Raw genomic sequence first — 22,790 nt, forward strand, 5'->3', positions numbered from 1 at the left:
GCAGCGCCCGGTTTTTTTACGTCTGCAACTTACTGATGACGCTTACGTAAATTCTCAATCACCACCGTCAGGTCGAGGTCCTGGTCCTGCAGCAGCACCAGCAGGTGATACATGAGATCAGAAGCTTCATTTGTCAGCTCAAAACGATCGTTCACCGTCGCGGCCAGCGCGGTTTCTACGCCTTCTTCACCCACTTTCTGTGCGATGCGTTTGGTGCCGCTGGCATAGAGTTTCGCGGTGTAGGAGCTAGCTGGGTCAGCGGTTTTACGTTCGGCCAGCAGTTGCTCAAGCTGATACAGGAACAGCCACTGGTGGCTGGCGTCACCAAAGCAGCTTGAGGTGCCTTTATGGCAGGTTGGGCCAATCGGATTAACCAGAACGAGCAGAGTGTCGTTGTCGCAGTCAGGCGCAATGCTCACCACATTCAGGAAGTGACCGGAGGTCTCTCCTTTGGTCCACAGGCGCTGCCTGGTCCGTGAGAAAAAGGTCACTTTGCCGCTTTCGATCGTTTTATCCAGCGCCTCCGGGTTCATATAACCCAGCATCAGCACCTCACCGGAAACCGCATGCTGCACGATGACTGGCATCAGTCCGTCGGTTTTTTCCCAGTCCAGCTCGCGGCATTGTTGCTTCGTTAACATATCCTGATCTCCACGCCCTGTGTTGCCAGGTACGCTTTTAATTCGCCAATATTGATAATTTGTTTGTGGAAGACGGAGGCGGCAAGCGCGCCGTCCACGTCGGCGTCCCGGAAAGCTTCCAGGAAATGTTCCATGGTGCCCGCACCGCCGGAGGCAATCAGCGGAACGTGGCAAACATCACGCACTTTTTTCAGTTGCTCCAGGTCATAACCGTTACGTACGCCGTCCTGGTTCATCATGTTCAGGACGATTTCGCCCGCGCCGCGTTTTTGGACCTCCTGCACCCAGTCCAGTGTTTCCCACTGAGTGACGCGGGTACGGCTTTCATCTCCGGTATACTGATTTACATGATATTTGCCGGTTTCGGCGTCATACCAGGTATCAATGCCCACCACGATGCACTGCACGCCAAAGCGATCAGCCAGACGGGTGATAAGTTCCGGTTCGGCCAGCGCCGGGGAGTTGATGGAGATTTTATCCGCCCCAAAGGAGAGAATGCGCGCTGCATCGTCGATGGATTTAATGCCGCCGGCTACGCAGAACGGAATATCGATCACTTCCGCCACGCGTGATACCCAGCTTTTATCCACTACGCGTCCATCGCTGGAAGCGGTGATATCGTAGAACACCAGTTCATCTGCGCCTTCATCGGCATAGCGTTTTGCCAGCGGGACAATGTCGCCAATAATCTCGTGATTACGGAACTGGACGCCTTTTACCACCTGCCCATCACGGACGTCCAGACAAGGAATTATGCGTTTTGCCAGCATTGAATGGCCTCCTCAACGGTGAACTTTCCTTCCAGCAGGGCTCGTCCGACGATCACGCCGCGAACTCCGGTCCCGCGTAGGGCCGCTACGTCCTCGATTCCGCCAATGCCGCCAGATGACTGAAACGCCACCTGCGGGTATTTGGCGCATACTTCTTCATACAGCGCGACGTTTGAGCCTGCCAGCGTACCGTCGCGGGAGATATCGGTGCACAGCACGTGTTTCAGGCCGACGGGTAAATAGGTCTCAACCAGTTCTTCCAGTGAAACCCCGGAATCTTCCTGCCAGCCACTGACCGCAACCTGTTTATTGCCGTGCTCGTCAATACGAACGTCCAGCGCCAGCACCAGTGCGTCGGCACCAAAACGGGCAAACCAGCTTTTGACTATCTCGGGGGATTTTACCGCCGTCGAACCCACCACCACGCGCGCCACACCTGCGTCAAGAAGCGCCGCCACGTCTGCTTCCGTACGCACGCCGCCGCCAACCTGAACCGGAACATTGACGCCAGCGACCAGCGTTTTGATCAGCGGGATCTGGCGCTGCGCCGGATCTTTCGCGCCGGTTAAATCTACCAGGTGCAACACTTCAGCACCCTGGGCGGCATAATCCTGCAAACGGGGGAGAGGATCGTTGCCGTAATCACGTTGCTTAGCGTAATCGCCCTGATGAAGACGCACCACCGTGCCGTCGATTAAATCTAATGCCGGAATAATCATTACATCTCCAGAAAGTTTTTCAGCAACTGTGCCCCAGCCGCGCCCGAACGTTCCGGGTGAAACTGTACGCCAAAGAAATTGTCCTTTTGTACTGCCGCGGTAAACGGTTCGCCGTAATTGCACTGGGCGATGGTCCACGGGTTTACCGGCATAGCGTAGCTGTGTACAAAGTAGAAATAGGCGCCATCTTCAATGCCCTGGAACAGACGATTTCCCGCCTGCGGATAGACGCGATTCCAGCCCATATGCGGCAGCGGCAGACCGAAATCGGTCATCTTCGGGACATCCTGCTCAATAATGCCCAGCAGGGAGACACCGTTACTCTCTTCGCTGCGGCGGCCCAGCAGTTGCATACCTAAACAGATCCCCAGTACCGGTTGCGTGCAGGCTTTAATCAGTTCAATCAGTTCGCGCTCGTGCAACTGGTCCATAGCCGCCTGCGCGGTGCCGACGCCCGGCAGAAACAGTTTATCGGCGCGCAGCACTAGGTCCGGGTCACGGCTGACAACCGGGTCGTATCCGTGGCGTGCGACGGCTGATTTTACCGAGTGCAGGTTGGCGCAGCCGGTGTCCAGAATCACCACGTTCATTACAGCACTCCTTTTGAAGAGGGCAGCGTGTCGCCTTCTACACGAATCGCCTGACGCAGCGTACGGCCAAAGGCTTTAAACAGGCTCTCCACACGGTGGTGGTCATTTTTGCCTTTGGTTTTCAGGTGCAAGGTGACGCCCATAGTGTAAGAGAGTGAACGGAAGAAGTGTTCGATCATCTCCGTGCTCAGATCGCCAACGCGCTGGTAGGTAAACTCCGCGCGGTACTCCAGGTGTGGACGGCCGGAGATATCCAGCGCGCAACGTGCCAGACACTCATCCATCGGCAGCACAAAACCAAAACGGTTGATGCCGCGTTTATCGCCTAACGCCAGCTTTAAGGCTTCGCCCAGCGCCAGACCGGTATCTTCAACGGTGTGGTGATCGTCTATATACAGATCGCCCTTGACGGCAATCTCCATGCGAAAACCGCCGTGGGTGGCGATTTGATCCAGCATGTGGTCAAAGAAGCCAACGCCGGTATTGATTTTGCTGCGGCCTTCGCGGTCCAGCCAGACTTTGACGTCAATCTGCGTTTCTTTAGTATTACGCTCAACGTGTGCGTAGCGGTCACGTTTGGTCAACTGCTCGCCGATCATCGCCCAGTTCAGGGTATCGCGATGGTAACGCAATCCGCTAATGCCCATGTTTTCAGCGAGCTGAATATCGGTCGCCCGATCGCCAATGACGTAGCTGTTCGCCATATCCATGGCCTGTTCAACCAGATACTGTTCAACCAGCTTCACTTTTGGCTTACGGCAATCGCACTCGTCTGCTGGCAGGTGCGGGCAAATCAGTACCTCATCAAACGTCACGCCCTGAGAGGTGAAAATTTGCATCATCAGGTTATGCGGACCGTCAAAATCAGCCTGCGGGAAACTCTGGGTTCCGAGTCCATCCTGGTTAGTGATCATAACCAGCTTAAAACCTGCTTTTTGCAGTTTCAGCAAAACGGGAACAACTTCCGGCTCGAAGGCGAGTTTGTCAAAGCGATCGACCTGAAAGTCACTTGGCGGTTCGGAAATCAGGGTTCCATCACGGTCAATAAAAAGATACTTCTGGCTCATACTTGCTCCGCACGTAAGGCGTCAATGACGCGCTGGCTCTCTTCACGGGTTCCGACAGTAATTCGCAGGCAGCCGCTTAACGAAGGTTGTTTATTCTGATCTCGTAAGATAATGCCCTGATCCCACAAAGATTTAAATACGCTACTTGATGCGGTGAAGCGCGCCAGAACATAGTTAGTTTCAGAATCGAATACCTGCTCTACACAGCGAATTGTTTTCAGGTTATCTACCAGATACTGACGCTCTTCCAGGATCTGCTCTACGCGTTTACGCATGGCGGAAATCCCTTGCGGCGTCAGCGCCTGGGCGGCGATATCTGCCACCGGCGTAGAGAGTGGGTAAGGGGCAATCACTTTTAACAGCAGATTGATAACCTCTTCATTCGCCAGCGTAAACCCGCAGCGTAAACCGGCGAGCGCAAACGCTTTGGACAACGTGCGTAATATCACCAGATGCGGATACTCAGACAGCCAGCCTGCCAGCGTGGCCTGTGGGCAAAACTCGATATACGCTTCATCGGCAACCACGATAGCTTTACCCTGCGTCATGTCGAGCAGCGAACGCAGATCCTGTGGCTTGATCAGTTGGCCGGTTGGGTTGTTCGGGCTGCATACGTAAACAACTTTCACGCCATCAAGCTTGTCCGCGATGCCTTGCAAATCAAGTTGCCAGCTATCAAGGGTTGGAACGGTGCGGCACTCAACACCAATCGTTTCGGCGCTGACGCTGTACATGCCGTAAGTTGGCGGGCAGTACAGAATCGCATCTTTACCGGGTTCGCAAAACGCGCGCACGAGCAGTTCGATCCCTTCATCTGCGCCGCGGCTGACCAGCACCTGCTCCGGCTTGACGCCAGCATACTGCGCGTAATTCTCAATCACAGCTTTCGGCTGGCATTCAGGGTAGCGGTTCAGCGTTTGCTGACTGAGCTGGAACTCAACGGCGGTTGGGTACTCATTCGCGTTGAGCCAGACATCGCCGTTACCGCCGAGACGACGGGCAGACTGATAGGGCGTTAATTCGCGAACATTCTTACGGGCTAAATCAGTGACGCTGAGAAAGTTGTCAGTGCTCATGCTTGCTCCTTCAGGGCGTTAACGCGCAGGGTGACGGCATTTTTGTGGGCAGTCAGTCGTTCAGCAGCGGCCAGTGTTTCAATGGTTGAGGCCAGGGCAGAGAAACCTTGTGGGGTTAATTCCTGTACGGTCATCCGTTTCTGGAAATCAGCCAGCCCAAGGCTTGAGCAGGTCGCGGTATAGCCGTAGGTCGGAAGAACGTGGTTGGTGCCAGAAGCATAGTCGCCTGCGGATTCCGGCGACCAGTCCCCGAGGAACACCGAACCGGCGCTGGTGATCTCATCAACCAGTTCACGCGCGTTGCGGGTCTGAATAATCAGGTGTTCCGGACCGTAGGCGTTAGATATTTCAACGCACTGCGCCAGATCTTTCGCCACGATTAAGCGGCTGGCGGAGAGCGCCTGACGTGCGGTCTCAGCGCGGGAAAGCTCAGCGAGCTGGCGTTCAACGGCTTTGGCAACGCCTTCGGCAAGCGTAGCGTCTGGCGTCAGGAGAATAACCTGCGAGTCGGGGCCGTGTTCTGCCTGAGAAAGCAGGTCAGAGGCAACAAAGTCCGGCGTCGCACCGCTGTCGGCGATAACCAGCACTTCGGACGGGCCAGCAGGCATGTCGATGGCCGCGCCGTCAAGACGCTGGCTGACCTGGCGTTTGGCTTCGGTCACATATGCATTGCCTGGCCCGAAGATTTTATCGACCTTAGGAATAGATTCGGTGCCCAGCGCCAGCGCGGCAATAGCCTGCGCGCCGCCTACATTAAACACCTCTTTTACGCCACACAGCTGCGCGGCGTAGAGGATTTCATCTGCAATCGGCGGCGGTGAGCACAGCACCACTTTTTTGCAACCGGCGATGCGCGCCGGGGTCGCCAGCATTAATACGGTGGAAAACAGCGGCGCCGAACCTCCAGGAATATACAGGCCCACGGAAGCGATAGGGCGGGTAACCTGCTGGCAACGCACGCCTGGCTGGGTCTCGATATCCACCGGTGGCAGGATCTGCGCGGTGTGGAAAGTATCAATATTACGCACCGCCGCCTGCATGGCTTGTTTCAGTTCGTCGCTCAGGCGACTGCTGGCTTGCTGGATTTCTTCCTCGGTCACGCGCAGCGCGCCAACCTCGGTTTTATCGAACTTTGCGCTGTATTCACGCAGCGCCCGGTCGCCGTTATTTTTGACGTTCTCAAGGATCTCAGCCACTGTGCGGCTGATGCTTTCAGAGGCGGAAATTGCCGGGCGCATCAACAGTTCGCGCTGCTGCTCAGGGCTATAGCTATTCCAGTCAATCAGGGTATTGAAGCTCATGGTCGTTACTCCATCATCGGGTGTTGCCGGATGGCGGCGCTGCCTTATCCGGCCAACAAGACCCGTAATATCAATGATTGTGACAATTCTTGTAGGCCTGATAAGCGAAGCGCCATCAGGCATCAGATCACTCCATCATCTTCTCAATCGGCAACACCAGAATTGAGCTGGCACCGAGCGCTTTCAGTTTTTCCATTGTTTCCCAGAACAGGGTTTCGCTGCTGACCATGTGCATGGCAACACGCTGCTGGTCGCCCGCCAGAGGCAGAATGGTAGGGCGCTCAGCGCCGGGCAGCAGGGCGATGACCTCGTCCAGACGCTCGCTCGGCGCGTGCATCATGATGTATTTGGATTCACGGGCCTGAATAACCCCCTGGATACGGGTTAGCAGTTTGTCGATCAGTTGTTGCTTGGCTTCGGCCATTTCGCCGTCGCGCTGAATCAGACAGGCTTTAGAGCGGTAGATCACTTCTACTTCGCGCAGACCGTTGGCTTCAAGCGTTGCGCCGGTGGACACCAGATCGCAAATCGCATCAGCCAGACCCGCACGGGGAGCAACTTCTACAGAACCGTTTAACAGACAAGATTTAAACGAAACTCCTTTCTGATCGAGATAACGTTTGAGCAGGTGTGGGTAAGAGGTCGCGATACGTTTACCGTTCAGCGCTGCCGGGCCATCCCAGGCTTCATCAACCGGGGTAGCCAGCGAGAGACGGCAGCCGCCGAAGTCCAGACGGCGCAGGGTAAAATAGCGAGGGTCTTCACCCTGTGCCCGGCGGTTGAGCAGTTCCTCTTCCAGAACGTTTTCCCCGATGATGCCGAGGTCAACGACACCGTCCATCACCAGACCCGGGATATCGTCATCACGCACACGCAGAATATCGATCGGCATGTTCTCCGCCATCGCAATCAGGCGCTGGGTGTGAAGATTAATTTTAATGCCGCAACGGGCCAGTAATTCGCGTGAATCATCGCTTAAGCGGCCTGATTTCTGCATAGCTATGCGTAAACGGGTGTTGTCTAACATTCTTTATTCCTCGTTATCCTGTCTGAATCAGTTTGGGTCACGCACAAAAAAAAGCCCCCGGAAGAAATCTTCCGGGGGCTTTCTCATACGCTCATGCACCGCTGGAAGATTTAAACGTCTCCCAGCACACATCGCCTGAAAGACTAGTCAGGATGATGGTGATGATGGTGTTTGAATTGAGCGCGTGTCATAAATTTTCTCGATGAATGTTTATTCATTTGATGTCTTTTAACCTAAACCACTTTAGCTACGGAAAGCAAGGGCTTTTTTTGATCATTAATTCATTTCATATTGATACTATGAATTGTCAGCCACCGTGGGCTGGCGTAGCCTTGCGTTATAGGCCAAAAGTCAGGAGAGAAGGCATGAAAAAGGTCGCAATTGTCGGGTTAGGTTGGTTAGGCATGCCGTTAGCCATGTCGCTGGCGGCGAGAGGCTGGCAGGTTACCGGCAGCAAAACCACATTGGATGGGGTGGAAGCGGCCCGCATGAGCGGTATTGAGAGTTATTCGCTGCGCCTGGAACCTGAACTGGTCTGTGAGGCTGACGATCTCGATGCACTGATGGACGCCGATGCGCTGGTTATTACGCTGCCTGCGCGTCGTAGCGGTCCTGGGGAAGCATTTTACTTGCAGGCAATGCAGGAGCTGGTCGACAGCGCGCTGGCGTATCGGATCCCACGAATTATTTTTACCAGTTCGACGTCAGTCTATGGTGACGTTCAAGGCACAGTGAAAGAGGGGACGCCGCGTAATCCGGTCACGGCGAGCGGTCGTGTCCTGAAAGAACTTGAAGACTGGTTGCACAATTTGCCAGGCACGTCGGTGGATATTTTGCGTCTGGCCGGGTTGGTCGGTCCGGGAAGACATCCTGGTCGCTTCTTTGCCGGCAAGACGGCACCAGACGGACATCATGGCGTCAATCTGGTGCATCTGGACGATGTGGTTTCTGCCATCACGTTACTGCTGCAAGCGCCTAAAGGGGGACACATCTATAATATATGTGCGCCTATGCATCCGGCGCGTAACGTGTTCTATCCGCAGATGGCCCGCCAGTTGGGGATGGAGCCGCCGGAATTTCGCGGCGGTACGGATAACGGTAAAGGTAAAGTCATTGATGGCAACCGTATTTGTAATGAGCTTGGGTTTGAGTACCAGTATCCTGACCCGCTGGTGATGCCGATGGAGTGACAATCCAGCAGAGTGCCGCTGTATACCGCCAGGGGGCGAGTATGAAACCACTGCTGGACGTTCTTATCATCCTCGATGCATTAGAAAAAGAGGGCAGTTTCGCGGCGGCGTCGGCAAAATTGTTTAAGACGCCGTCTGCGCTTAGCTACACCGTCCATAAGCTGGAAAGCGATCTTAATATTCAGCTACTCGATCGCAGCGGACACCGGGCTAAGTTCACCCGCACCGGGCAGATGCTGCTGGAAAAGGGGCGGGAGGTGCTGCACACCGTTCGCGAACTTGAAAAGCAGGCGATTAAACTTCACGAAGGCTGGGAGAATGAACTGGTTATTGGCGTAGATGATACGTTTCCCTTTTCACTGCTGGCCCCACTCATCGAGTCTTTCTATCAACACCACAGCGTGACGCGCCTGAAATTTATCAATGGCGTGCTGGGCGGCTCCTGGGATGCCCTCACTCAGGGCCGGGCGGATATTATCGTTGGCGCCATGCATGAACCCCCTGCAGCGAGTGAATTTGGCTTTGCACGGCTCGGGGTTTTGGAACAGGTGTTTGTGGTTGCGCCGCATCACCCGCTGGCGCAGGAACAGGAACCGTTAAATCGTCGTACCATTCGCCGTTTTCGCGCCATTGTGGTGGGCGACAATGCGCAGCATGCCAACGTCTCAGGTTCCCAGGTGCTGGACGATCAAGAAGCCATTACCGTTTTTGACTTCAAAACCAAGCTGGAACTGCAAATCAGCGGTCTGGGATGTGGCTATATTCCGCGCTACCTGGCGCAGCGATTTCTGGAGAGCGGCGCACTGATTGAGAAAAAAGTGGTCGCGCAAATTGTCTTTGAACCCGTGTGGATAGGCTGGAATGAACAGACCGCCGGGTTGGCCAGTGCCTGGTGGCGGGATGAAATTTTAGCAAATAGTGCTATTGCGGGGGTGTATGTTAAAACGGCTGCTGACAAATCAATCAGTTAAGAAAAAATATTCTTTTGTGGTCGCTTCAATCTCTTGTTATTTCTCCCCAATTTAGGGCAAAATACGCCGCTTGCAAAAAATGATATTAACCGACGTTTTAATACGCGTCGGTTATTTTTTTGCATCAAACCAATCATTCATAAAAGAGGCCGGGCTTCGTACCGGATAGATACTTACTTAAAAATCGACAGTTGTTGTCGCTGAGGATTAACAAAAAATGGGGCAATTTTTTGCTTACGCGACGGTTTTCGCCGTAATGGGGGATAACCATGTCGCATAACGCTACTCCAAACACCTCTCGCGTGGAATTACGTAAAACGCTTACGCTGGTTCCGGTTGTCATGATGGGCCTTGCCTATATGCAGCCGATGACGCTGTTCGATACATTCGGTATCGTATCAGGAATGACCGATGGTCACGTCCCGACAGCTTACGCCTTTGCACTGATCGCCATCCTCTTTACCGCACTGAGCTACGGTAAACTGGTGCGTCGCTATCCGTCTGCAGGCTCTGCCTACACTTACGCCCAGAAATCCATTAGCCCGACCGTTGGCTTTATGGTGGGTTGGTCATCACTGCTGGACTACCTGTTCGCTCCGATGATCAACATTCTGTTGGCAAAAATTTATTTTGAAGCCCTGGTGCCGTCGATACCGTCATGGATATTCGTGGTGGCGCTGGTGGCCTTTATGACCGCCTTCAACCTGCGCAGCCTTAAATCCGTTGCGAATTTCAACACCGTAATCGTGTTGTTGCAGGTGGTGTTGATTGCAGTGATCCTCGGCATGGTCGTTTATGGCGTGTTCGAAGGGGAAGGTGCTGGTACATTGGCGAGCAGCCGTCCGTTCTGGTCAGGTGATGCACACGTGATCCCGATGATCACGGGCGCGACCATCCTGTGCTTCTCGTTCACCGGTTTTGACGGTATCAGCAACCTGTCAGAAGAAACCAAAGACGCTGAGCGCGTGATCCCGCGTGCGATTTTCCTGACTGCGCTGATTGGTGGCCTGATCTTTATCGTCTCCACCTATCTGTTGCAGCTGTACTTCCCGGATATCTCGCGCTTCAAAGATCCAGACGCTTCACAGCCGGAAATCATGCTGTACGTCGCCGGTAAGTTCTTCCAGGTTGGCGCGCTGATTTTCTCTACCATTACCGTACTGGCGTCCGGTATGGCGGCGCATGCTGGCGTAGCGCGTCTGATGTACGTGATGGGGCGTGACGGCGTGTTCCCGAAAAGTTTCTTCGGTTATGTACACCCGAAATGGCGTACTCCGTCTATGAACATCATTCTGGTTGGTGCGATTGCTCTGCTGGCAATCAACTTCGACCTGGTGATGGCGACGGCGCTGATTAACTTTGGTGCGCTGGTGGCGTTTACCTTCGTTAACCTGTCGGTGATCTCCCAGTTCTGGATCCGTGAGAAGCGTAACAAGACGCTGAAAGACCACTTCCAGTATCTGTTCCTGCCGATGTGCGGTGCGCTGACCGTTGGTGCGCTGTGGGTGAATCTGGAAGAGAGCTCAATGGTTCTGGGTCTGATCTGGGCCGGTATCGGTCTGATTTACCTGGCTTGTGTGACCAAAAGCTTCCGCAACCCGGTACCGCAGTACGACGAAGATGTCGCGTAATAGCAGCATTTAACTAAAAAAAACGGAGACATGTTCTCCGTTTTTTTATACGTGGGATTTATACAATCTCTTCGGCATACTGCCAGAGTGATTTCAGCAGCATCAACTTTTCTTTGTTATCCGCATATTGCTGGCTCAATAACTGCAGTTCATTGGCGTAATTTTGCAAAAACTCCGGTGTGAATACCTGGCGGCGATGGTCCAGCCAGTGTTGCTGTTCTGCTTCGTCCAGCGTTCCCGGGAAGTTACGTGCACGGTAATTAAACAACAGTTTTTCAATGCGCTTATCGACAAAGGAGATATCCAGCGCCGGTAAATTGCGTGGTTCGGTTTCCAGAACGATTTTCATCGCCGCACGGTCAGCATCGCTGAAAAAGCCGTTATAAAGTTGGGCATCTACGTTATCTGATGGTGTAAAGGGTTCCGCATCGGCAAAGATCGCGACCACTTTGTCTCGTATCTGCGGATTTTCGCGCAGAACTTTGAGATTATCCAGACAGTGCTGGCGGTTAATGCCAAGACGGTCGGCATCTTCCGGACGCAGGGTATTAGCCTGTGCCAGTACCGGGCATTTGTTGATGTGCACCAGTTTAACCGGTACGGCCGGGTTATCACCCAGATCCGCTTTAGACGTGTAAAGCCGCTCGCGCAGGGCGTCACTGTCGAGTTCGAGCAGCGGCGAAATATCACCGGCTAAGTCGACCATAATAACCGCGTTACGATTCTCCGGATGCCACGCCAACGGCGCTACCCAACTGGTGTTTCCGCGCCATGCGCCGAACATACCAGAGACATGGACCAGCGGTTTCATTTGCGGGACATCAATCAGCGCGGCCAGCTTGTGCTTATTACGATGGCTGTAGAGGTAATCAAACAGACGCGGCTGGCGCGACTTCACTAATTGCGCCATTGCGATTGTGGCGTATACGTCCGCCATCGCATCGTGAGCGTTGGTATGCTCAATACCGTTGGCTTTGGTCAAATGCTCCAGGCGGAAGCTGGGTAAGCCGTCGTCGTTTTCCGGCCAGTTAATGCCTTCAGGGCGCAGGGCATAGCAGGCGCGCATCACATCCAGCAGATCCCAGCGCGAATTATCGTTCTGCCAGCTCCAGGCATAGGGATCGTAGAAATTGCGATACAGGATGTTGCGCGTCACCTCATCATCGAAGCGCACGTTGTTATAACCCAGGATACAGGTTTTCGGCACGGTGAACAGGGCGTGGATGCGTGCAGCAAAAGCGGCTTCATTTTCTCCCTTTTCACGTGCTTCCTGCGGTGTGATACCTGTAATCAACACCGCCTCAGGCTGCGGCAGATAATCGTCCGCGGGTTTGCAATAAAAGACTTCTGGTTCACCGATGATGTTGAAATTATTATCTGTGCGTATAGCCGCAAATTGCGCGGGTCTGTCCAGCGCCGGATGGGTACCAAAGGTCTCGTAATCGTGGAAGAGAAAACCAGGTTGCTGCTTGCCGTCATTCATTGTTCAGTTATGTCCGGGATCAATTTAGCGCTGGTTCAAGAATACCAAAAAATAGCGAGATAATCAGCTATGGCATTATCGAAGCTGGATTGTGTACGCAATAAAATTGAGATAAACAGGACATTAATGGAATTAATTAATAAATTCCGCACTGTTAAAATAAATTACGGAAATAAAACATCTTGAAGTTGCGGGGTTGTAAATAATCTAACTGATAACCATTATTGTTATTTTCCTCTTCTTAGTTGTGTTCTGGAAACTTTAAAAATCTTTTATAAACAATGGGTTTTTATTTATGTCAATTCGCTGTCATGCATTGTAATGAAATGTGATTGATGTAAAAAATAAATAATCCAAACGCCATATAATTATTGGATATATCTAATAACAGGAGGTTATATGAGCATTAGTCGGCGTAATTTTTTGCGAGGAGTGGGTATAGGCTGTTCAGCCTGTGCGATAGGCAGTTTCCCGCCTGGGGCACTGGCGCGAAATTCTCCAGAGAGCATCAAAGGGAAAACATCCCTGACGCCAAGTTTGTGCGAGATGTGTTCTTTTCGCTGTCCAATTCAGGCTCAGGTGATTAATAATAAAACGGTTTTTATTCAGGGAAACCCTAATGCGCCACAGCAGGGGACACGTGTCTGCGCTCGCGGCGGCAGCGGCGTTAGCCTGGTCAACGACCCTCATCGCATTGTTAAACCCATGAAACGCACAGGACCTCGCGGGAGCGGTGACTGGCAGGTGATTAGCTGGGAACAGGCGTATAAAGAAATTGCCGAAAAAATGACGGCAATAAAAACGCAATATGGTCCCCAGGGAGTCGTCTTCTCGTCTAAATCTGGCTCGCTGTCTGGCCATTTATTTCACCTCGCGACAGCTTTCGGGTCACCGAATACCTTTACTCATGCATCAACGTGTCCTGCCGGCAAAGCCATTGCCGCTAAAGTTATGATGGGTGGCGATTTAGCCATGGATATCGCCAATACCCGTTATATGGTCTCTTTTGGCCATAACCTCTATGAAGGGATCGAGGTTGCTGATACGCATGAGCTGATGACCGCGCAGGAGAAGGGGGCGAAGATGGTCAGTTTCGATCCCCGTCTGTCCGTATTCTCCAGCAAGGCGGATGAATGGCATGCGCTCAAGCCGGGCGGCGATTTACCGGTGCTGATGGCCATGTGTCACGTCATGATCAATGAAAATCTGTATGACGCGGACTTCGTTGCGCGCTACACCACGGGGTTTGAGCAACTGGCAGAAGCGGTACAAGAGACCACGCCGGAATGGGCGCAGCAGCTCGCGGATGTGCCTGCTGATGTCATTGTTCGGGTCACCCGCGAAATGGCCGCCTGCGCGCCTCATGCCATCGTCAGTCCGGGCCATCGCGCGACGTTTTCGCAAGAAGAAATTGATATGCGGCGCATGATTTTTACCCTCAATGTGCTGCTTGGCAATATTGAGCGTGAAGGCGGTTTGTATCAGAAAAAAGCGGCGGCAACTTACAATAAGCTGGCTGGAGAGAAGGTCGCTCCGGTGCTGGCAAAACCCGATGTCAAATTACCCAAGCCAACGGCGCAGCGTATCGATCTGGTAGCCCCGCAGTTTAAGTACATCGCGGCGGGCGGTGGTGTGGTGCAAAGCATCATTGATGCTGTGTTAAACCAGACGCCTTATCCGGTGAAGGGATGGATTATGTCCCGACACAACCCTTTCCAAACCGTAACCTGTCGACCAGATCTGGTCAAAACCGTTGAACAGCTCGACCTTGTGGTCAGTTGTGATGTCTACCTAAGCGAAAGCGCGGCGTATGCCGACTACCTTTTGCCTGAATGTACTTATCTTGAGCGCGATGAAGAAGTTTCAGACATGTCGGGTCTGAATCCAGCCTATGCCCTGCGTCAGCAGGTAGTAGAACCTATTGGTGATGCGCGTCCGAGCTGGCAAATCTGGAAAGAGCTGGCCGTGCAGTTAGGCCTTGGCCAATTCTACCCATGGCAGGATATGCAAACGCGTCAGTTATACCAGCTTAATGGCGATCATGCGCTATCTGCTGAATTGCGTCAGAAAGGGTATCGGGAGTGGGGTGTTCCGTTGCTGCTGCGTGAACCTGAAGCGGTGCGTCAGTTTGTGGAACGCTATCCGGGCGCGGTGGCGGTTGACAGCGACGGTACCTATGGCGAGCAACTGCGCTTTAAATCTCCGTCAGGAAAAATCGAACTCTATTCCGAAGAGCTGGAAACGCTCCTGCCTGGATACGGTATTCCGCGCGCGCGCAATTTTGCGCTTAAAGGCGACAGTGAACTCTATTTTATCCAGGGAAAAGTGGCGGTTCATACCAACGGTGCGACGCAATACGTGCCACTGCTTAGCGAGTTGATGTGGGATAACGCGGTGTGGATCCACCCGCAAACGGCCCGTGAAAAAGGCATCAAAAGCGGTGATGACATCTGGCTGGAAAATGCGACCGGCAAGGAAAAAGGCAAAGCGCTGGTCACCGCCGGAATTCGGCCCGATACGCTGTTTGTTTATATGGGATTTGGCGCCAAGGCGGGAGCCAAAACCGCAGCGACAACGCACGGTATCCATTGCGGTAATTTGCTTCCGCATGTTACCAGTCCGGTTTCCGGTACGGTGGTCCACACCGCTGGCGTTACGCTTCGTCGGGCATGAGAAAGGAGAACATCATGAATCAATCTACAAACCCTTATGTCATGCTGCATGACGAGAAACGCTGTATCGGCTGTCAGGCATGTACGGTTGCCTGCAAAGTTCTGAATGATGTGCCAGAGGGATTTAGCCGTCTACAGGTGCAGATCCGTTCACCCGAACATGAACCCGAGGTGCTGTCCCACTTCCAGTTTGTTCGCGTTTCCTGTCAGCATTGTGAAGATGCGCCGTGTGTCAGCGTCTGTCCGACTGGTGCGTCATTTCGCGACGAAAATGGCATTGTGCAAGTGGATAAGTCTCGCTGTATTGGCTGTGACTACTGCGTTGCTGCTTGTCCGTTCCATGTCCGTTATCTCAATCCGCAAACGGGAATTGCCGACAAATGTAACTTCTGTGCAGATACCCGACTCGAGAGCGGTCAATCGCCCGCCTGCGTTTCCGTTTGTCCGACGGATGCGCTGAAATTTGGTCGTCGTGACGACCCGGAAATTCAGCACTGGATAAATCAAAAAGAGGTTTATCGCCAGCAGGATACGCGTAGCGGTCCGGTGAGTGTTTATCGGCGTAAAGAGATCCATCAGGAGGGTAAAGTATGAATTCTATCTGGGGAGCAGAGCTTAACTATGCGCCGGACTACTGGCCGCTGTGGCTCATTTATGCAGGCGTTGTTATTGTGCTGATGATTGCGGGCCTGGTTATGCACGCGCTGTTACGTCGGATGCTGGCACCCAAAACAGCAACCGGAGAAGAACATCGGGATTACCTTTATTCTCTGGCTGTCCGCCGCTGGCACTGGGGTAATGCGCTGCTTTTTATCCTGCTTTTGCTGAGTGGCCTGTTTGGTCACTTCTCTGTCGGACCGGTGGCATTGATGGTGCAGGTACATACCTGGTGCGGTTTCGCCTTGTTGGCCTTCTGGGTTGGTTTTGTGCTAATCAACGCAACCAGCGGCAACGGTTGTCATTACCGGGTGAAGTTTAACGGGTTGATATCACGCTGCTTGTTGCAAACGCGCTTTTATCTGTATGGCATCATGAAGGGTGAACCACACCCGTTTGCCGCAACGGCAGAGAGTAAATTTAACCCGCTACAACAGCTGGCTTATCTGGCCATCATGTATGCGCTGATTCCGCTGCTAATCATCACCGGGTTGTTATGCCTCTACCCGCAGGTGGTAGGGGCTGGGCCTTTGATGCTGGTGCTGCATATGGTGTTGGCGATTGTCGGCTTACTGTTCATCTGTGCACATATTTACCTGTGCACGCTGGGTGACACACCGGGGCAAATTTTCCGCAGCATGATAGATGGCTATCATCGTCATCGCAGCCATCACGCAGAGACAGCACCGCGCAAAGGGTAACGTCAGACGCGGTCGATATCTGAAATCCTTTCCTTACAGCAAGAAAATGTGCCTTATGTCACATTTTCTTGCAATTTATCCATGTTTGTTCGCCAGAACTTCCGTAAAAAGAACGGCTATTTCTCCATTTCCTGAGGACATGCTGTTGAAACGCCGTTTGTTTATTGCCGCTTCACTATTTGCGATGAGTTTTTCGCCTGCGTACGCGACCGACGTCGCCAGTTTCGCTCCACAGCCTCCGGCAATTAATGCCGGTGCGTGGGTATTAATGGATTACACCACGGGCCAAATCCTGACAGCCGGAAATGAACACCAGCAGCGCAACCCTGCCAGCCTGACCAAGCTGATGACCGGCTATGTTGTTGATCGCGCAATCGACAGCAAGCGTATTAGTCCGACAGATATTGTCACCGTAGGGCGCGATGCCTGGGCGAAAGATAATCCGGTATTCGTCGGTTCATCCTTAATGTTCCTGAAAGAAGGTGATCGCGTTTCTGTGCGCGACCTGAGTCGCGGGCTAATTGTTGATTCCGGTAATGATGCCTGCGTGGCGCTGGCGGATTACATCGCCGGAGGGCAGCCGCAGTTTGTCGCGATGATGAACAACTATGTGCAAAAGCTGAACCTGCGGGACACGCATTTTGAAACGGTACATGGTCTGGATGCGCCAGGTCAGCACAGCTCAGCATACGATCTGGCCGTGCTGTCGAGAGCTATCATCCATGGAGAGCCGGATTTCTACCATATGTACAGTGAAAAAAGCCTTACCTGGAACGGAATCACGCAGCAAAACCGTAACGGTTTGTTGTGGGATAAAACTATGAACGTCGATGGTCTGAAGACAGGACATACCTCCGGCGCTGGATTCAACCTGATTGCTTCTGCCGTTGATGGGCAGCGCCGCCTGATTGCAGTTGTGATGGGGGCGGAGAGTGCGAAAGGGCGTGAAGACCAGGCGCGAAAACTGCTGCAATGGGGACAACAGAACTTCGATACTGTGCAGGTATTACGTAGCGGTAAGCAGGTTGGTATTGAACGGATCTGGTACGGCGATAAAGAAAAAATTAGCCTTGGCACAGAGCAGGATTTCTGGATGGCCCTGCCTAAAGCCGAAGTCGCTAATATCAAGGCAAAATATGTTCTTGATAAGAAAGAACTGGTTGCCCCCATTGCTGCCCATCAACGTGTGGGGGAAATTGAACTCTACGATCGGGATAAACTGGTGGCGCACTGGCCTCTGGTTACGCTGGAGTCTGTCAACGAAGGCGGCGTCTTCTCGCGTTTGAGCGATTACTTCCACCACAAGGCGTAGTTTTTCCTAATGTGCCTGACTGGCAAGAGTGCGAATCTGCTCACATAATAATCACTGATTCCTTGTGGCCGTCATACCTAAAAATTACACTGTATATAAATACAGTGTAATAACGGAGGTTATATGGAGTACGAGATAAAGCAGGTTGAGAAACGCATAATTGCCGGTTTCCATATGGTTGGACCGTGGGAACAAACGGTAAAGCAGGGTTTCGAGCAGTTAATGATGTGGGTCGACGGTAAGCAGATCGTACCGCTGGAATGGATAGCCGTTTATTACGACAATCCTGACGTTGTTCCGGCGGAAAAACTGCGTTGTGATACCGTGGTGTCTGTGCCTGAAGGTTTTGAGATCCCAGAAAACAGCGAAGGGGTGATCCAGACCGAACTGGCGGGGGGCGACTATGCTATCGCCGTTGCGCGCGTTGAAAATCATGACTTCGCGACGCCGTGGTATCAGTTCTTTGAGCGCCTGCTGCAGGATTCGACGTATGCGATAGCCGCTAAACCTTGCTTTGAAGTTTATATGAACAATGGCATGGAGGACGGCTACTGGGACATTGAAATGTACGTGCCGGTACAGTCGAAGTAACTGTTTTTGGTGTAAATCAGGATGAATGTCCTGGTCATCAGGGTGATGTTTTCACTCAAAAAACAGGTACAATTCTGTTCTTTGCAATTCCCTGACGGAGTGCATGAGTGCGTGCAGATAAGTCACTGAGTCCTTTTGAAATTCGTTTGTATCGTCATTATCGTGTGGTGCATGGTGTTCGCATTGCGCTGGCGTTTCTTTTTACTTTTCTGTTGGTTCGCCTGTTGAACATTCCTGAAGGTACATGGCCTCTGATTACGTTGGTGGTAATTATGGGGCCTATTTCCTTTTGGGGGAACGTTGTCCCCAGAGCGTTTGAGCGTATTGGCGGGACAATTCTGGGTTCGGTACTTGGGCTGGTGGCCCTGCGTCTGGAACTCTTTTCACTTCCGCTAATGCTGATATGGTGCGCGGTAGCGATGTTTCTCTGCGGCTGGCTGGCACTGGGTAAAAAGCCGTATCAGGCGTTGCTGATTGGTATAACGCTTGCGGTCGTTGTGGGCGCCCCCGCTGGTGATATGAACACAGCGTTATGGCGCGGCGGCGATGTTATTCTGGGTTCATTACTGGCTATGCTGTTTACCGGTATCTGGCCGCAGCGGGCATTTATACACTGGCGAATTCAGTTGGCGCATTGCGTAACGGGGTACAATCGGGTGTATCAGGCTGCGCTATCTCCCAACCTGCTGGAGCAACCGCGACTGGAGAAGCATTTACAACAGCTTTTAAGTGATGTTGTCAAAATGCGTGGGCTCATCGTTCCTGCCAGCAAAGAAACCCGCATTCAAAAATCAATCTTTGAAGCTATTCAGACGGTTAATCGTAACCTGGTCTGCATGCTTGAGCTGCAAATCAATGCGCTCTGGGCCAGCCGTACAAGCCACTTTGTTATGTTGAATGCGCATACTTTGCGTGAAACACAGCTCAGGACACAACAGGCGCTACTGACGATAACCCACGCATTGTATGAAGGTAATCCACAACCGGTGCTTGCCAATACGGAAAAACTCAATGACACCGTGGTGGAGTTACGTCAGCTTATTGCTGAGCATAAGGGCGATAATGTCGCTGAAACGCCCATTCACGGCTACGTTTGGCTAAATATGGAAATGGCGCGACAGCTGGAGTTGCTCTCTCATTTGATCTGTCGCGCGCTGCGCAAATAAAGAGCAGATGAGGGGATTGGTTCTACTGCTGCTTCGATTCAGCAACGATTAGAGGTATGATACTGAAAAAGGCTAAAACCATTGGTAACTGCAATGGCTTTACCCTCGATAATTCAGGTTTCAACCATGCATGGTCGATGCAGATGCAACTTGAAGTATGGCGGGCATGAAAGTAATGTTGACCCACTTTAGCCGTTGTTTTAACGAATCCGAATCTCACATTATCAGGGGTGTAAAAATGGAAACTACCAAGCCTTCTTTCCAGGACGTGCTGGAATTTGTTCGTCTGTTCCGTCGTAAAAACAAACTGCAACGTGAAATCCAGGACGTTGAGAAAAAGATCCGTGACAACCAGAAACGTGTTCTGCTGCTGGACAACCTGAGCGACTACATCAAGCCTGGAATGAGCGTGGAAGCGATTCAGGGCATTATCGCCAGCATGAAAAGCGATTATGAAGATCGTGTTGATGATTACATCATCAAAAACGCTGAGATCTCTAAAGAGCGCCGCGACATCTCTAAAAAGCTGAAAGCGATGGGCGAAGTGAAAAACGGCGAAGCGAAAGCCGAGTAACGATTTTATGCTTGTCCGGGTCGCTGCTTAGCGGCGGCCCTTATTGCAGTTCGACCCCGCCAGTTACCATCCGCAACAAATGCTGTTCCGGCCAGTGTTCCGTCAATTTTTTCTGCGTCAGCATCCATTTAATGTAGTCCACATCATGACGCTTTCTGTCGAGCATCAGACCGACTACGCTGCCACTGTGCGCAACGTTGACACCGTATAAATCACATTCTTCTACCAGCGCTAAAAGTGAATCAAAATTTGGTTTAGGTAACAGCAACTGGCTGGCGATCGCGCTCAGCGTGGCGGCTTCACCCATCCGATAAGGATTTTGACTGATACAGGCTTCCTGTACCTTTTCCCATGCGCGTTTCAGCGCTGGAGCGCCTGCCAGTAACCCTGACTGGCGTGGAGTACGGTGATAATCAGCAGTAAGCAAGGTTTCCGGGCTTTCGAGAACCAGCAGATCGAGTTGAGGCTGGGCTTCACAGGCAATTTGCGTGGAGGCGTCGTTGTGATCGAACAGCGTAAGCTGGCGGAAAACGGTGCTGTCGGTAGGTTCCAGCGAAACGCAAAGCTGCGCCAGAGTGGATTCGTCTAGCTGATGACCCAGATACTGCGCCGTGGCGATTGCCGTGGCGGCGATATCCGCTGTGCTGCTGGCCATCCCTTTAGCGACAGGAATGGTTGACTGGACATCAATTCGAATATCCTGACTCATTTGTGCCGGGTATTGCCAGTGCAGCAATAACCTCTCAACCATCGCCCGCGAAAGTGGACGTTCATCTGTCAGCGGTGAACCTGAAGTGACCTCAACGGTGCTATACCATTCAACCGGGCAGGAGACCAATTTCTCACTGCCCAGAATCCAGCCCTGGATAAGTTCTCCGCACGATGCGGGACATTGCGCAACAGCCACGTCTTCACCTATGTGATCAGAAATCTTCGGCGCATAGTGTCATGGCGATCGCGCTATTACCATGATTTGCCGCAATTTGCGGTGCGGCAGTATTATGCAGGAATGCCCAATGTCACAGTTTCAGATATCGCTAAACGCATAACGTCTTGCGCAATCATCAGCTCTTCATTGGTATTAATCACCGCCACTTTGACCATCGCATTTTCCGTCTGAATGAAGGTGGCATTACGCTGATTTTTTTCCTCATCAACGGCCAGCCCCAGGAAATTCAGATTACGACAAATCGCAGCGCGCGCCCGTGCGGAGTTTTCGCCAATACCACCGGTAAACACCAGGGCATCCAGACCGCCCATCTGCATAATATAGCTACCAATGGTGGCACGAATGCGCTCAGCAAAAAGCGTCAACGCCAGCGCCGCCTGGTGATTGCCCGTATCTGCGGCATGTTCAACGTCGCGGTAGTCAGGTGAGATGCCAGAAACACCGAGCAATCCGGACTCATTGTTGAGCAATTGGTTGAGCTGCTGCGGTGTTTTGCCTTCTCGCAGGGCAATCCACGGTAAAATGGATGGATCGATATCGCCACTTCGCGTGCCCATCATCACGCCAGACTGCGGCGTAAAGCCCATTGACGTATTCACCGATTGTCCGCCTTTGATGGCGCAGATGCTGCTGCCGTTGCCCAGATGACAACAAACAACGCGCAGGGCGCTGAGTGGTACACCCAGTTTTTCAGCAAGCTGTGAGCTAACGTATTTGTGGCTGGTACCATGAAAACCATAGCGACGAATACCCAACTCTGAATAGTAACGCCAGGGCAGGGGATAGATGAAAGAAGGCTCATCAAGCGTTTGATGAAAGGCAGTGTCGAACACCGCAACGGCTGGCGTTTTGGGCAATAGCTGGCGGAATACCGCGATCCCCAACGCATTTACCGGGTTATGCAGAGGGGCCAGTTCCGCGAGTCGCTCGATTTCTGCGAGCGTTTCATCAGTTACCAGCGCAGAGTCTTTAAAGGATTCCCCGCCGTGCGCGACGCGATGGCCCACGCCGTCGATCTCTTCCAGACTGCTGATAATGTGGTGGTTGAGCAGTTTTTCCAGGAGCAACGTTACGGCTTCACGGTGATCGGCTACGGGCAAAGTCTCCTGCCATTTCTGCGCTGGTGTTTTTAGGGTGACCTGCGCATCAGACAAACCGATACGTTCAATCAACCCCTGACAGATCATTTCACCCTGCGGCATCGCCAGTAGTTGAAATTTAAGCGAGGAACTACCTGCATTAATGGCCATTATTTTGTGAGACATGAAGGTTCCTTTGCATTCAGAAAAATGAACATCTCATCGACCCCAGTATTCTCCAGCGCGCTGGTGACAAATACTTTTTGCGCGCCAGCCTGAACTAACCAACTCTCCACAAGAGAAATACGCTGCGGGTTGGCTAAATCGGCTTTGGTAACGAGGCCAATAACGGGTCGGTTCATTGGTCCGGTAAAACCGGGAGAAAATGGTGACCACGGCGCGTCAGCATTGAGTACCAGCGCAATAATGTCTGCTTCACAGGCGCTGGCCAGCAGCGCGCTGTACAGGCAGCGGTTCTCAAGATATTCACCCGGTGTGTCTATTGTCGTAGGAGACCAGACTATGGCCTGAGTTTTCTGGTAGTGAAGCGCTTCTCCCCGCATGCACTGTGTGAGCGATGTTTTACCGCACTGGCTGGGGCCAATTAGCATGATACGTTTCAT

23 protein-coding genes, 1 pseudogene and 1 other annotated feature are annotated in these 22,790 nt (G+C 52.5%); of the genes and pseudogenes, 11 read left to right on the forward strand and 13 right to left on the reverse strand.

Annotated elements, in window-relative coordinates; genetic code table 11:
- Nucleotides 1-29: 29 nt before the first annotated feature.
- The 9 genes from hisIE to hisL form a co-directional block, all read right to left on the reverse strand.
- Nucleotides 30-641: a bifunctional phosphoribosyl-AMP cyclohydrolase/phosphoribosyl-ATP diphosphatase HisIE gene (gene hisIE / locus GHC22_RS08735; RefSeq protein ID WP_153752720.1), complete on the reverse strand. Its 612-nt coding sequence runs from the start codon at nucleotides 639-641 to the stop codon at nucleotides 30-32.
- Nucleotides 635-1,411, reverse strand: coding sequence for an imidazole glycerol phosphate synthase subunit HisF (gene hisF, locus GHC22_RS08740; protein WP_019077116.1), 777 nt, complete (start codon nucleotides 1,409-1,411; stop codon nucleotides 635-637). Before hisF ends, hisIE begins: the two co-directional genes overlap by 7 nt.
- Nucleotides 1,393-2,130, reverse strand: coding sequence for a 1-(5-phosphoribosyl)-5-[(5-phosphoribosylamino)methylideneamino]imidazole-4-carboxamide isomerase (gene hisA, locus GHC22_RS08745; protein WP_008785166.1), 738 nt, complete (start codon nucleotides 2,128-2,130; stop codon nucleotides 1,393-1,395). The genes hisF and hisA overlap by 19 nt, the downstream gene beginning before the upstream one ends.
- On the reverse strand, nucleotides 2,130-2,720 hold the full coding sequence (hisH, locus tag GHC22_RS08750; RefSeq protein WP_153752722.1) for an imidazole glycerol phosphate synthase subunit HisH: 591 nt from the start codon (nucleotides 2,718-2,720) through the stop codon (nucleotides 2,130-2,132). Before hisH ends, hisA begins: the two co-directional genes overlap by 1 nt.
- Entirely contained in the window at nucleotides 2,720-3,787 is a 1,068-nt protein-coding gene (hisB, locus tag GHC22_RS08755; RefSeq protein WP_000080054.1) for a bifunctional histidinol-phosphatase/imidazoleglycerol-phosphate dehydratase HisB, read from the reverse strand. The genes hisH and hisB overlap by 1 nt, the downstream gene beginning before the upstream one ends.
- Complete coding sequence (gene hisC / locus GHC22_RS08760) at nucleotides 3,784-4,863, reverse strand: histidinol-phosphate transaminase (RefSeq protein WP_048235080.1); 1,080 nt, start codon at nucleotides 4,861-4,863, stop codon at nucleotides 3,784-3,786. Before hisC ends, hisB begins: the two co-directional genes overlap by 4 nt.
- Nucleotides 4,860-6,164: a histidinol dehydrogenase gene (gene hisD, locus GHC22_RS08765; protein ID WP_048235082.1), complete on the reverse strand. Its 1,305-nt coding sequence runs from the start codon at nucleotides 6,162-6,164 to the stop codon at nucleotides 4,860-4,862. The genes hisC and hisD overlap by 4 nt, the downstream gene beginning before the upstream one ends.
- Nucleotides 6,165-6,291: 127 nt before the next feature.
- Entirely contained in the window at nucleotides 6,292-7,191 is a 900-nt protein-coding gene (gene hisG / locus GHC22_RS08770) for an ATP phosphoribosyltransferase (RefSeq protein ID WP_003834191.1), read from the reverse strand.
- 45 nt (nucleotides 7,192-7,236) lie between these two features.
- Nucleotides 7,237-7,359 (reverse strand) — a sequence feature (His leader region).
- Nucleotides 7,335-7,382 carry a his operon leader peptide gene (hisL, locus tag GHC22_RS08775; protein WP_100250077.1) on the reverse strand — a complete coding sequence of 16 codons (48 nt, stop codon included), beginning with the start codon at nucleotides 7,380-7,382 and terminating at the stop codon, nucleotides 7,335-7,337. Its footprint overlaps the feature before it by 25 nt.
- A 174-nt stretch (nucleotides 7,383-7,556) precedes the next feature.
- Between hisL and GHC22_RS08780 the strand changes: the two genes are divergently transcribed.
- The 4 genes and pseudogenes from GHC22_RS08780 to plaP all read left to right on the forward strand — a co-directional run bounded on the left by GHC22_RS08780 (nucleotide 7,557) and on the right by plaP (nucleotide 10,983).
- Nucleotides 7,557-8,381, forward strand: coding sequence for an SDR family oxidoreductase (locus GHC22_RS08780; RefSeq protein WP_008785162.1), 825 nt, complete (start codon nucleotides 7,557-7,559; stop codon nucleotides 8,379-8,381).
- A 41-nt stretch (nucleotides 8,382-8,422) separates the two neighbouring features.
- Nucleotides 8,423-9,407: pseudogene (locus GHC22_RS08785) on the forward strand (LysR family transcriptional regulator).
- Nucleotides 9,408-9,569: 162 nt separating this feature from the next.
- On the forward strand, nucleotides 9,570-9,632 hold the full coding sequence (yoeI, locus tag GHC22_RS24875) for a membrane protein YoeI (RefSeq protein WP_099045591.1): 63 nt from the start codon (nucleotides 9,570-9,572) through the stop codon (nucleotides 9,630-9,632).
- Nucleotides 9,622-10,983 (forward strand): putrescine/proton symporter PlaP, encoded by a 1,362-nt coding sequence (gene plaP / locus GHC22_RS08795; RefSeq protein ID WP_003834188.1) that lies wholly within the window; start codon nucleotides 9,622-9,624, stop codon nucleotides 10,981-10,983. Before yoeI ends, plaP begins: the two co-directional genes overlap by 11 nt.
- Before the next feature lie 58 nt (nucleotides 10,984-11,041).
- Here the strand turns inward: plaP and sbcB are convergent, their stop codons facing one another.
- Nucleotides 11,042-12,466 (reverse strand): exodeoxyribonuclease I, encoded by a 1,425-nt coding sequence (gene sbcB, locus GHC22_RS08800; RefSeq protein ID WP_153752724.1) that lies wholly within the window; start codon nucleotides 12,464-12,466, stop codon nucleotides 11,042-11,044.
- 399 nt (nucleotides 12,467-12,865) lie between these two features.
- Here sbcB and phsA point away from each other — a divergent pair, with 399 nt between their 5' ends.
- From phsA to GHC22_RS08835, 7 genes are all read left to right on the forward strand, one after another.
- Nucleotides 12,866-15,139: a thiosulfate reductase PhsA gene (gene phsA / locus GHC22_RS08805; RefSeq protein WP_008785159.1), complete on the forward strand. Its 2,274-nt coding sequence runs from the start codon at nucleotides 12,866-12,868 to the stop codon at nucleotides 15,137-15,139.
- A 14-nt stretch (nucleotides 15,140-15,153) separates the two neighbouring features.
- Complete coding sequence (gene phsB / locus GHC22_RS08810) at nucleotides 15,154-15,732, forward strand: thiosulfate reductase electron transport protein PhsB (protein WP_153752726.1); 579 nt, start codon at nucleotides 15,154-15,156, stop codon at nucleotides 15,730-15,732.
- Nucleotides 15,729-16,496, forward strand: a complete 768-nt coding sequence (gene phsC / locus GHC22_RS08815) for a thiosulfate reductase cytochrome B subunit (RefSeq protein WP_153752728.1) — start codon at nucleotides 15,729-15,731, stop codon at nucleotides 16,494-16,496. The genes phsB and phsC overlap by 4 nt, the downstream gene beginning before the upstream one ends.
- Nucleotides 16,497-16,635: 139 nt before the next feature.
- Nucleotides 16,636-17,808, forward strand: a complete 1,173-nt coding sequence (gene dacD / locus GHC22_RS08820) for a serine-type D-Ala-D-Ala carboxypeptidase DacD (protein ID WP_032941959.1) — start codon at nucleotides 16,636-16,638, stop codon at nucleotides 17,806-17,808.
- A gap of 123 nt (nucleotides 17,809-17,931) precedes the next feature.
- Nucleotides 17,932-18,399 (forward strand): DNA gyrase inhibitor SbmC, encoded by a 468-nt coding sequence (sbmC, locus tag GHC22_RS08825; RefSeq protein WP_008785156.1) that lies wholly within the window; start codon nucleotides 17,932-17,934, stop codon nucleotides 18,397-18,399.
- Nucleotides 18,400-18,506: 107 nt separating this feature from the next.
- The gene (locus GHC22_RS08830; RefSeq protein WP_008785155.1) at nucleotides 18,507-19,565 is read left to right on the forward strand and encodes an FUSC family protein; all 1,059 of its coding nucleotides are present in this window, start codon (nucleotides 18,507-18,509) and stop codon (nucleotides 19,563-19,565) included.
- A gap of 238 nt (nucleotides 19,566-19,803) precedes the next feature.
- Nucleotides 19,804-20,139: a DUF496 family protein gene (locus GHC22_RS08835; protein WP_003834176.1), complete on the forward strand. Its 336-nt coding sequence runs from the start codon at nucleotides 19,804-19,806 to the stop codon at nucleotides 20,137-20,139.
- Between the two features lie 40 nt (nucleotides 20,140-20,179).
- On the opposite strand, the gene GHC22_RS08840 is transcribed toward GHC22_RS08835, so the two are convergent.
- The 3 genes from GHC22_RS08840 to pduV all read right to left on the reverse strand — a co-directional run bounded on the left by GHC22_RS08840 (nucleotide 20,180) and on the right by pduV (nucleotide 22,790).
- Nucleotides 20,180-21,046, reverse strand: a complete 867-nt coding sequence (locus GHC22_RS08840; RefSeq protein WP_003834174.1) for an L-threonine kinase — start codon at nucleotides 21,044-21,046, stop codon at nucleotides 20,180-20,182.
- 92 nt (nucleotides 21,047-21,138) lie between these two features.
- Complete coding sequence (locus GHC22_RS08845; protein ID WP_048215992.1) at nucleotides 21,139-22,353, reverse strand: acetate/propionate family kinase; 1,215 nt, start codon at nucleotides 22,351-22,353, stop codon at nucleotides 21,139-21,141.
- Nucleotides 22,338-22,790 carry a propanediol utilization protein PduV gene (pduV, locus tag GHC22_RS08850; RefSeq protein WP_008785152.1) on the reverse strand — a complete coding sequence of 151 codons (453 nt, stop codon included), beginning with the start codon at nucleotides 22,788-22,790 and terminating at the stop codon, nucleotides 22,338-22,340. Before pduV ends, GHC22_RS08845 begins: the two co-directional genes overlap by 16 nt.

The organism is Citrobacter sp. H12-3-2, from assembly GCF_009649895.1.
In the GTDB taxonomy this organism is placed as follows: Bacteria; Pseudomonadota; Gammaproteobacteria; order Enterobacterales; family Enterobacteriaceae; genus Citrobacter; species Citrobacter portucalensis.

Excerpts from the sequence above, each read along its gene's own strand:
- hisIE (WP_153752720.1), bottom strand. The coding sequence starts at position 641 with ATGTTAACGAAGCAACAATGCCGCGAGCTGGACTGGGAAAAAACCGAC.
- hisF (WP_019077116.1), bottom strand. The coding sequence starts at position 1,411 with ATGCTGGCAAAACGCATAATTCCTTGTCTGGACGTCCGTGATGGGCAG.
- hisA (WP_008785166.1), bottom strand. The coding sequence starts at position 2,130 with ATGATTATTCCGGCATTAGATTTAATCGACGGCACGGTGGTGCGTCTT.
- hisH (WP_153752722.1), bottom strand. The coding sequence starts at position 2,720 with ATGAACGTGGTGATTCTGGACACCGGCTGCGCCAACCTGCACTCGGTA.
- hisB (WP_000080054.1), bottom strand. The coding sequence starts at position 3,787 with ATGAGCCAGAAGTATCTTTTTATTGACCGTGATGGAACCCTGATTTCC.
- hisC (WP_048235080.1), bottom strand. The coding sequence starts at position 4,863 with ATGAGCACTGACAACTTTCTCAGCGTCACTGATTTAGCCCGTAAGAAT.
- hisD (WP_048235082.1), bottom strand. The coding sequence starts at position 6,164 with ATGAGCTTCAATACCCTGATTGACTGGAATAGCTATAGCCCTGAGCAG.
- hisG (WP_003834191.1), bottom strand. The coding sequence starts at position 7,191 with ATGTTAGACAACACCCGTTTACGCATAGCTATGCAGAAATCAGGCCGC.
- GHC22_RS08780 (WP_008785162.1), top strand. The coding sequence starts at position 7,557 with ATGAAAAAGGTCGCAATTGTCGGGTTAGGTTGGTTAGGCATGCCGTTA.
- plaP (WP_003834188.1), top strand. The coding sequence starts at position 9,622 with ATGTCGCATAACGCTACTCCAAACACCTCTCGCGTGGAATTACGTAAA.
- sbcB (WP_153752724.1), bottom strand. The coding sequence starts at position 12,466 with ATGAATGACGGCAAGCAGCAACCTGGTTTTCTCTTCCACGATTACGAG.
- phsA (WP_008785159.1), top strand. The coding sequence starts at position 12,866 with ATGAGCATTAGTCGGCGTAATTTTTTGCGAGGAGTGGGTATAGGCTGT.
- phsB (WP_153752726.1), top strand. The coding sequence starts at position 15,154 with ATGAATCAATCTACAAACCCTTATGTCATGCTGCATGACGAGAAACGC.
- phsC (WP_153752728.1), top strand. The coding sequence starts at position 15,729 with ATGAATTCTATCTGGGGAGCAGAGCTTAACTATGCGCCGGACTACTGG.
- dacD (WP_032941959.1), top strand. The coding sequence starts at position 16,636 with ATGCTGTTGAAACGCCGTTTGTTTATTGCCGCTTCACTATTTGCGATG.
- sbmC (WP_008785156.1), top strand. The coding sequence starts at position 17,932 with ATGGAGTACGAGATAAAGCAGGTTGAGAAACGCATAATTGCCGGTTTC.
- GHC22_RS08835 (WP_003834176.1), top strand. The coding sequence starts at position 19,804 with ATGGAAACTACCAAGCCTTCTTTCCAGGACGTGCTGGAATTTGTTCGT.
- GHC22_RS08845 (WP_048215992.1), bottom strand. The coding sequence starts at position 22,353 with ATGTCTCACAAAATAATGGCCATTAATGCAGGTAGTTCCTCGCTTAAA.
- pduV (WP_008785152.1), bottom strand. The coding sequence starts at position 22,790 with ATGAAACGTATCATGCTAATTGGCCCCAGCCAGTGCGGTAAAACATCG.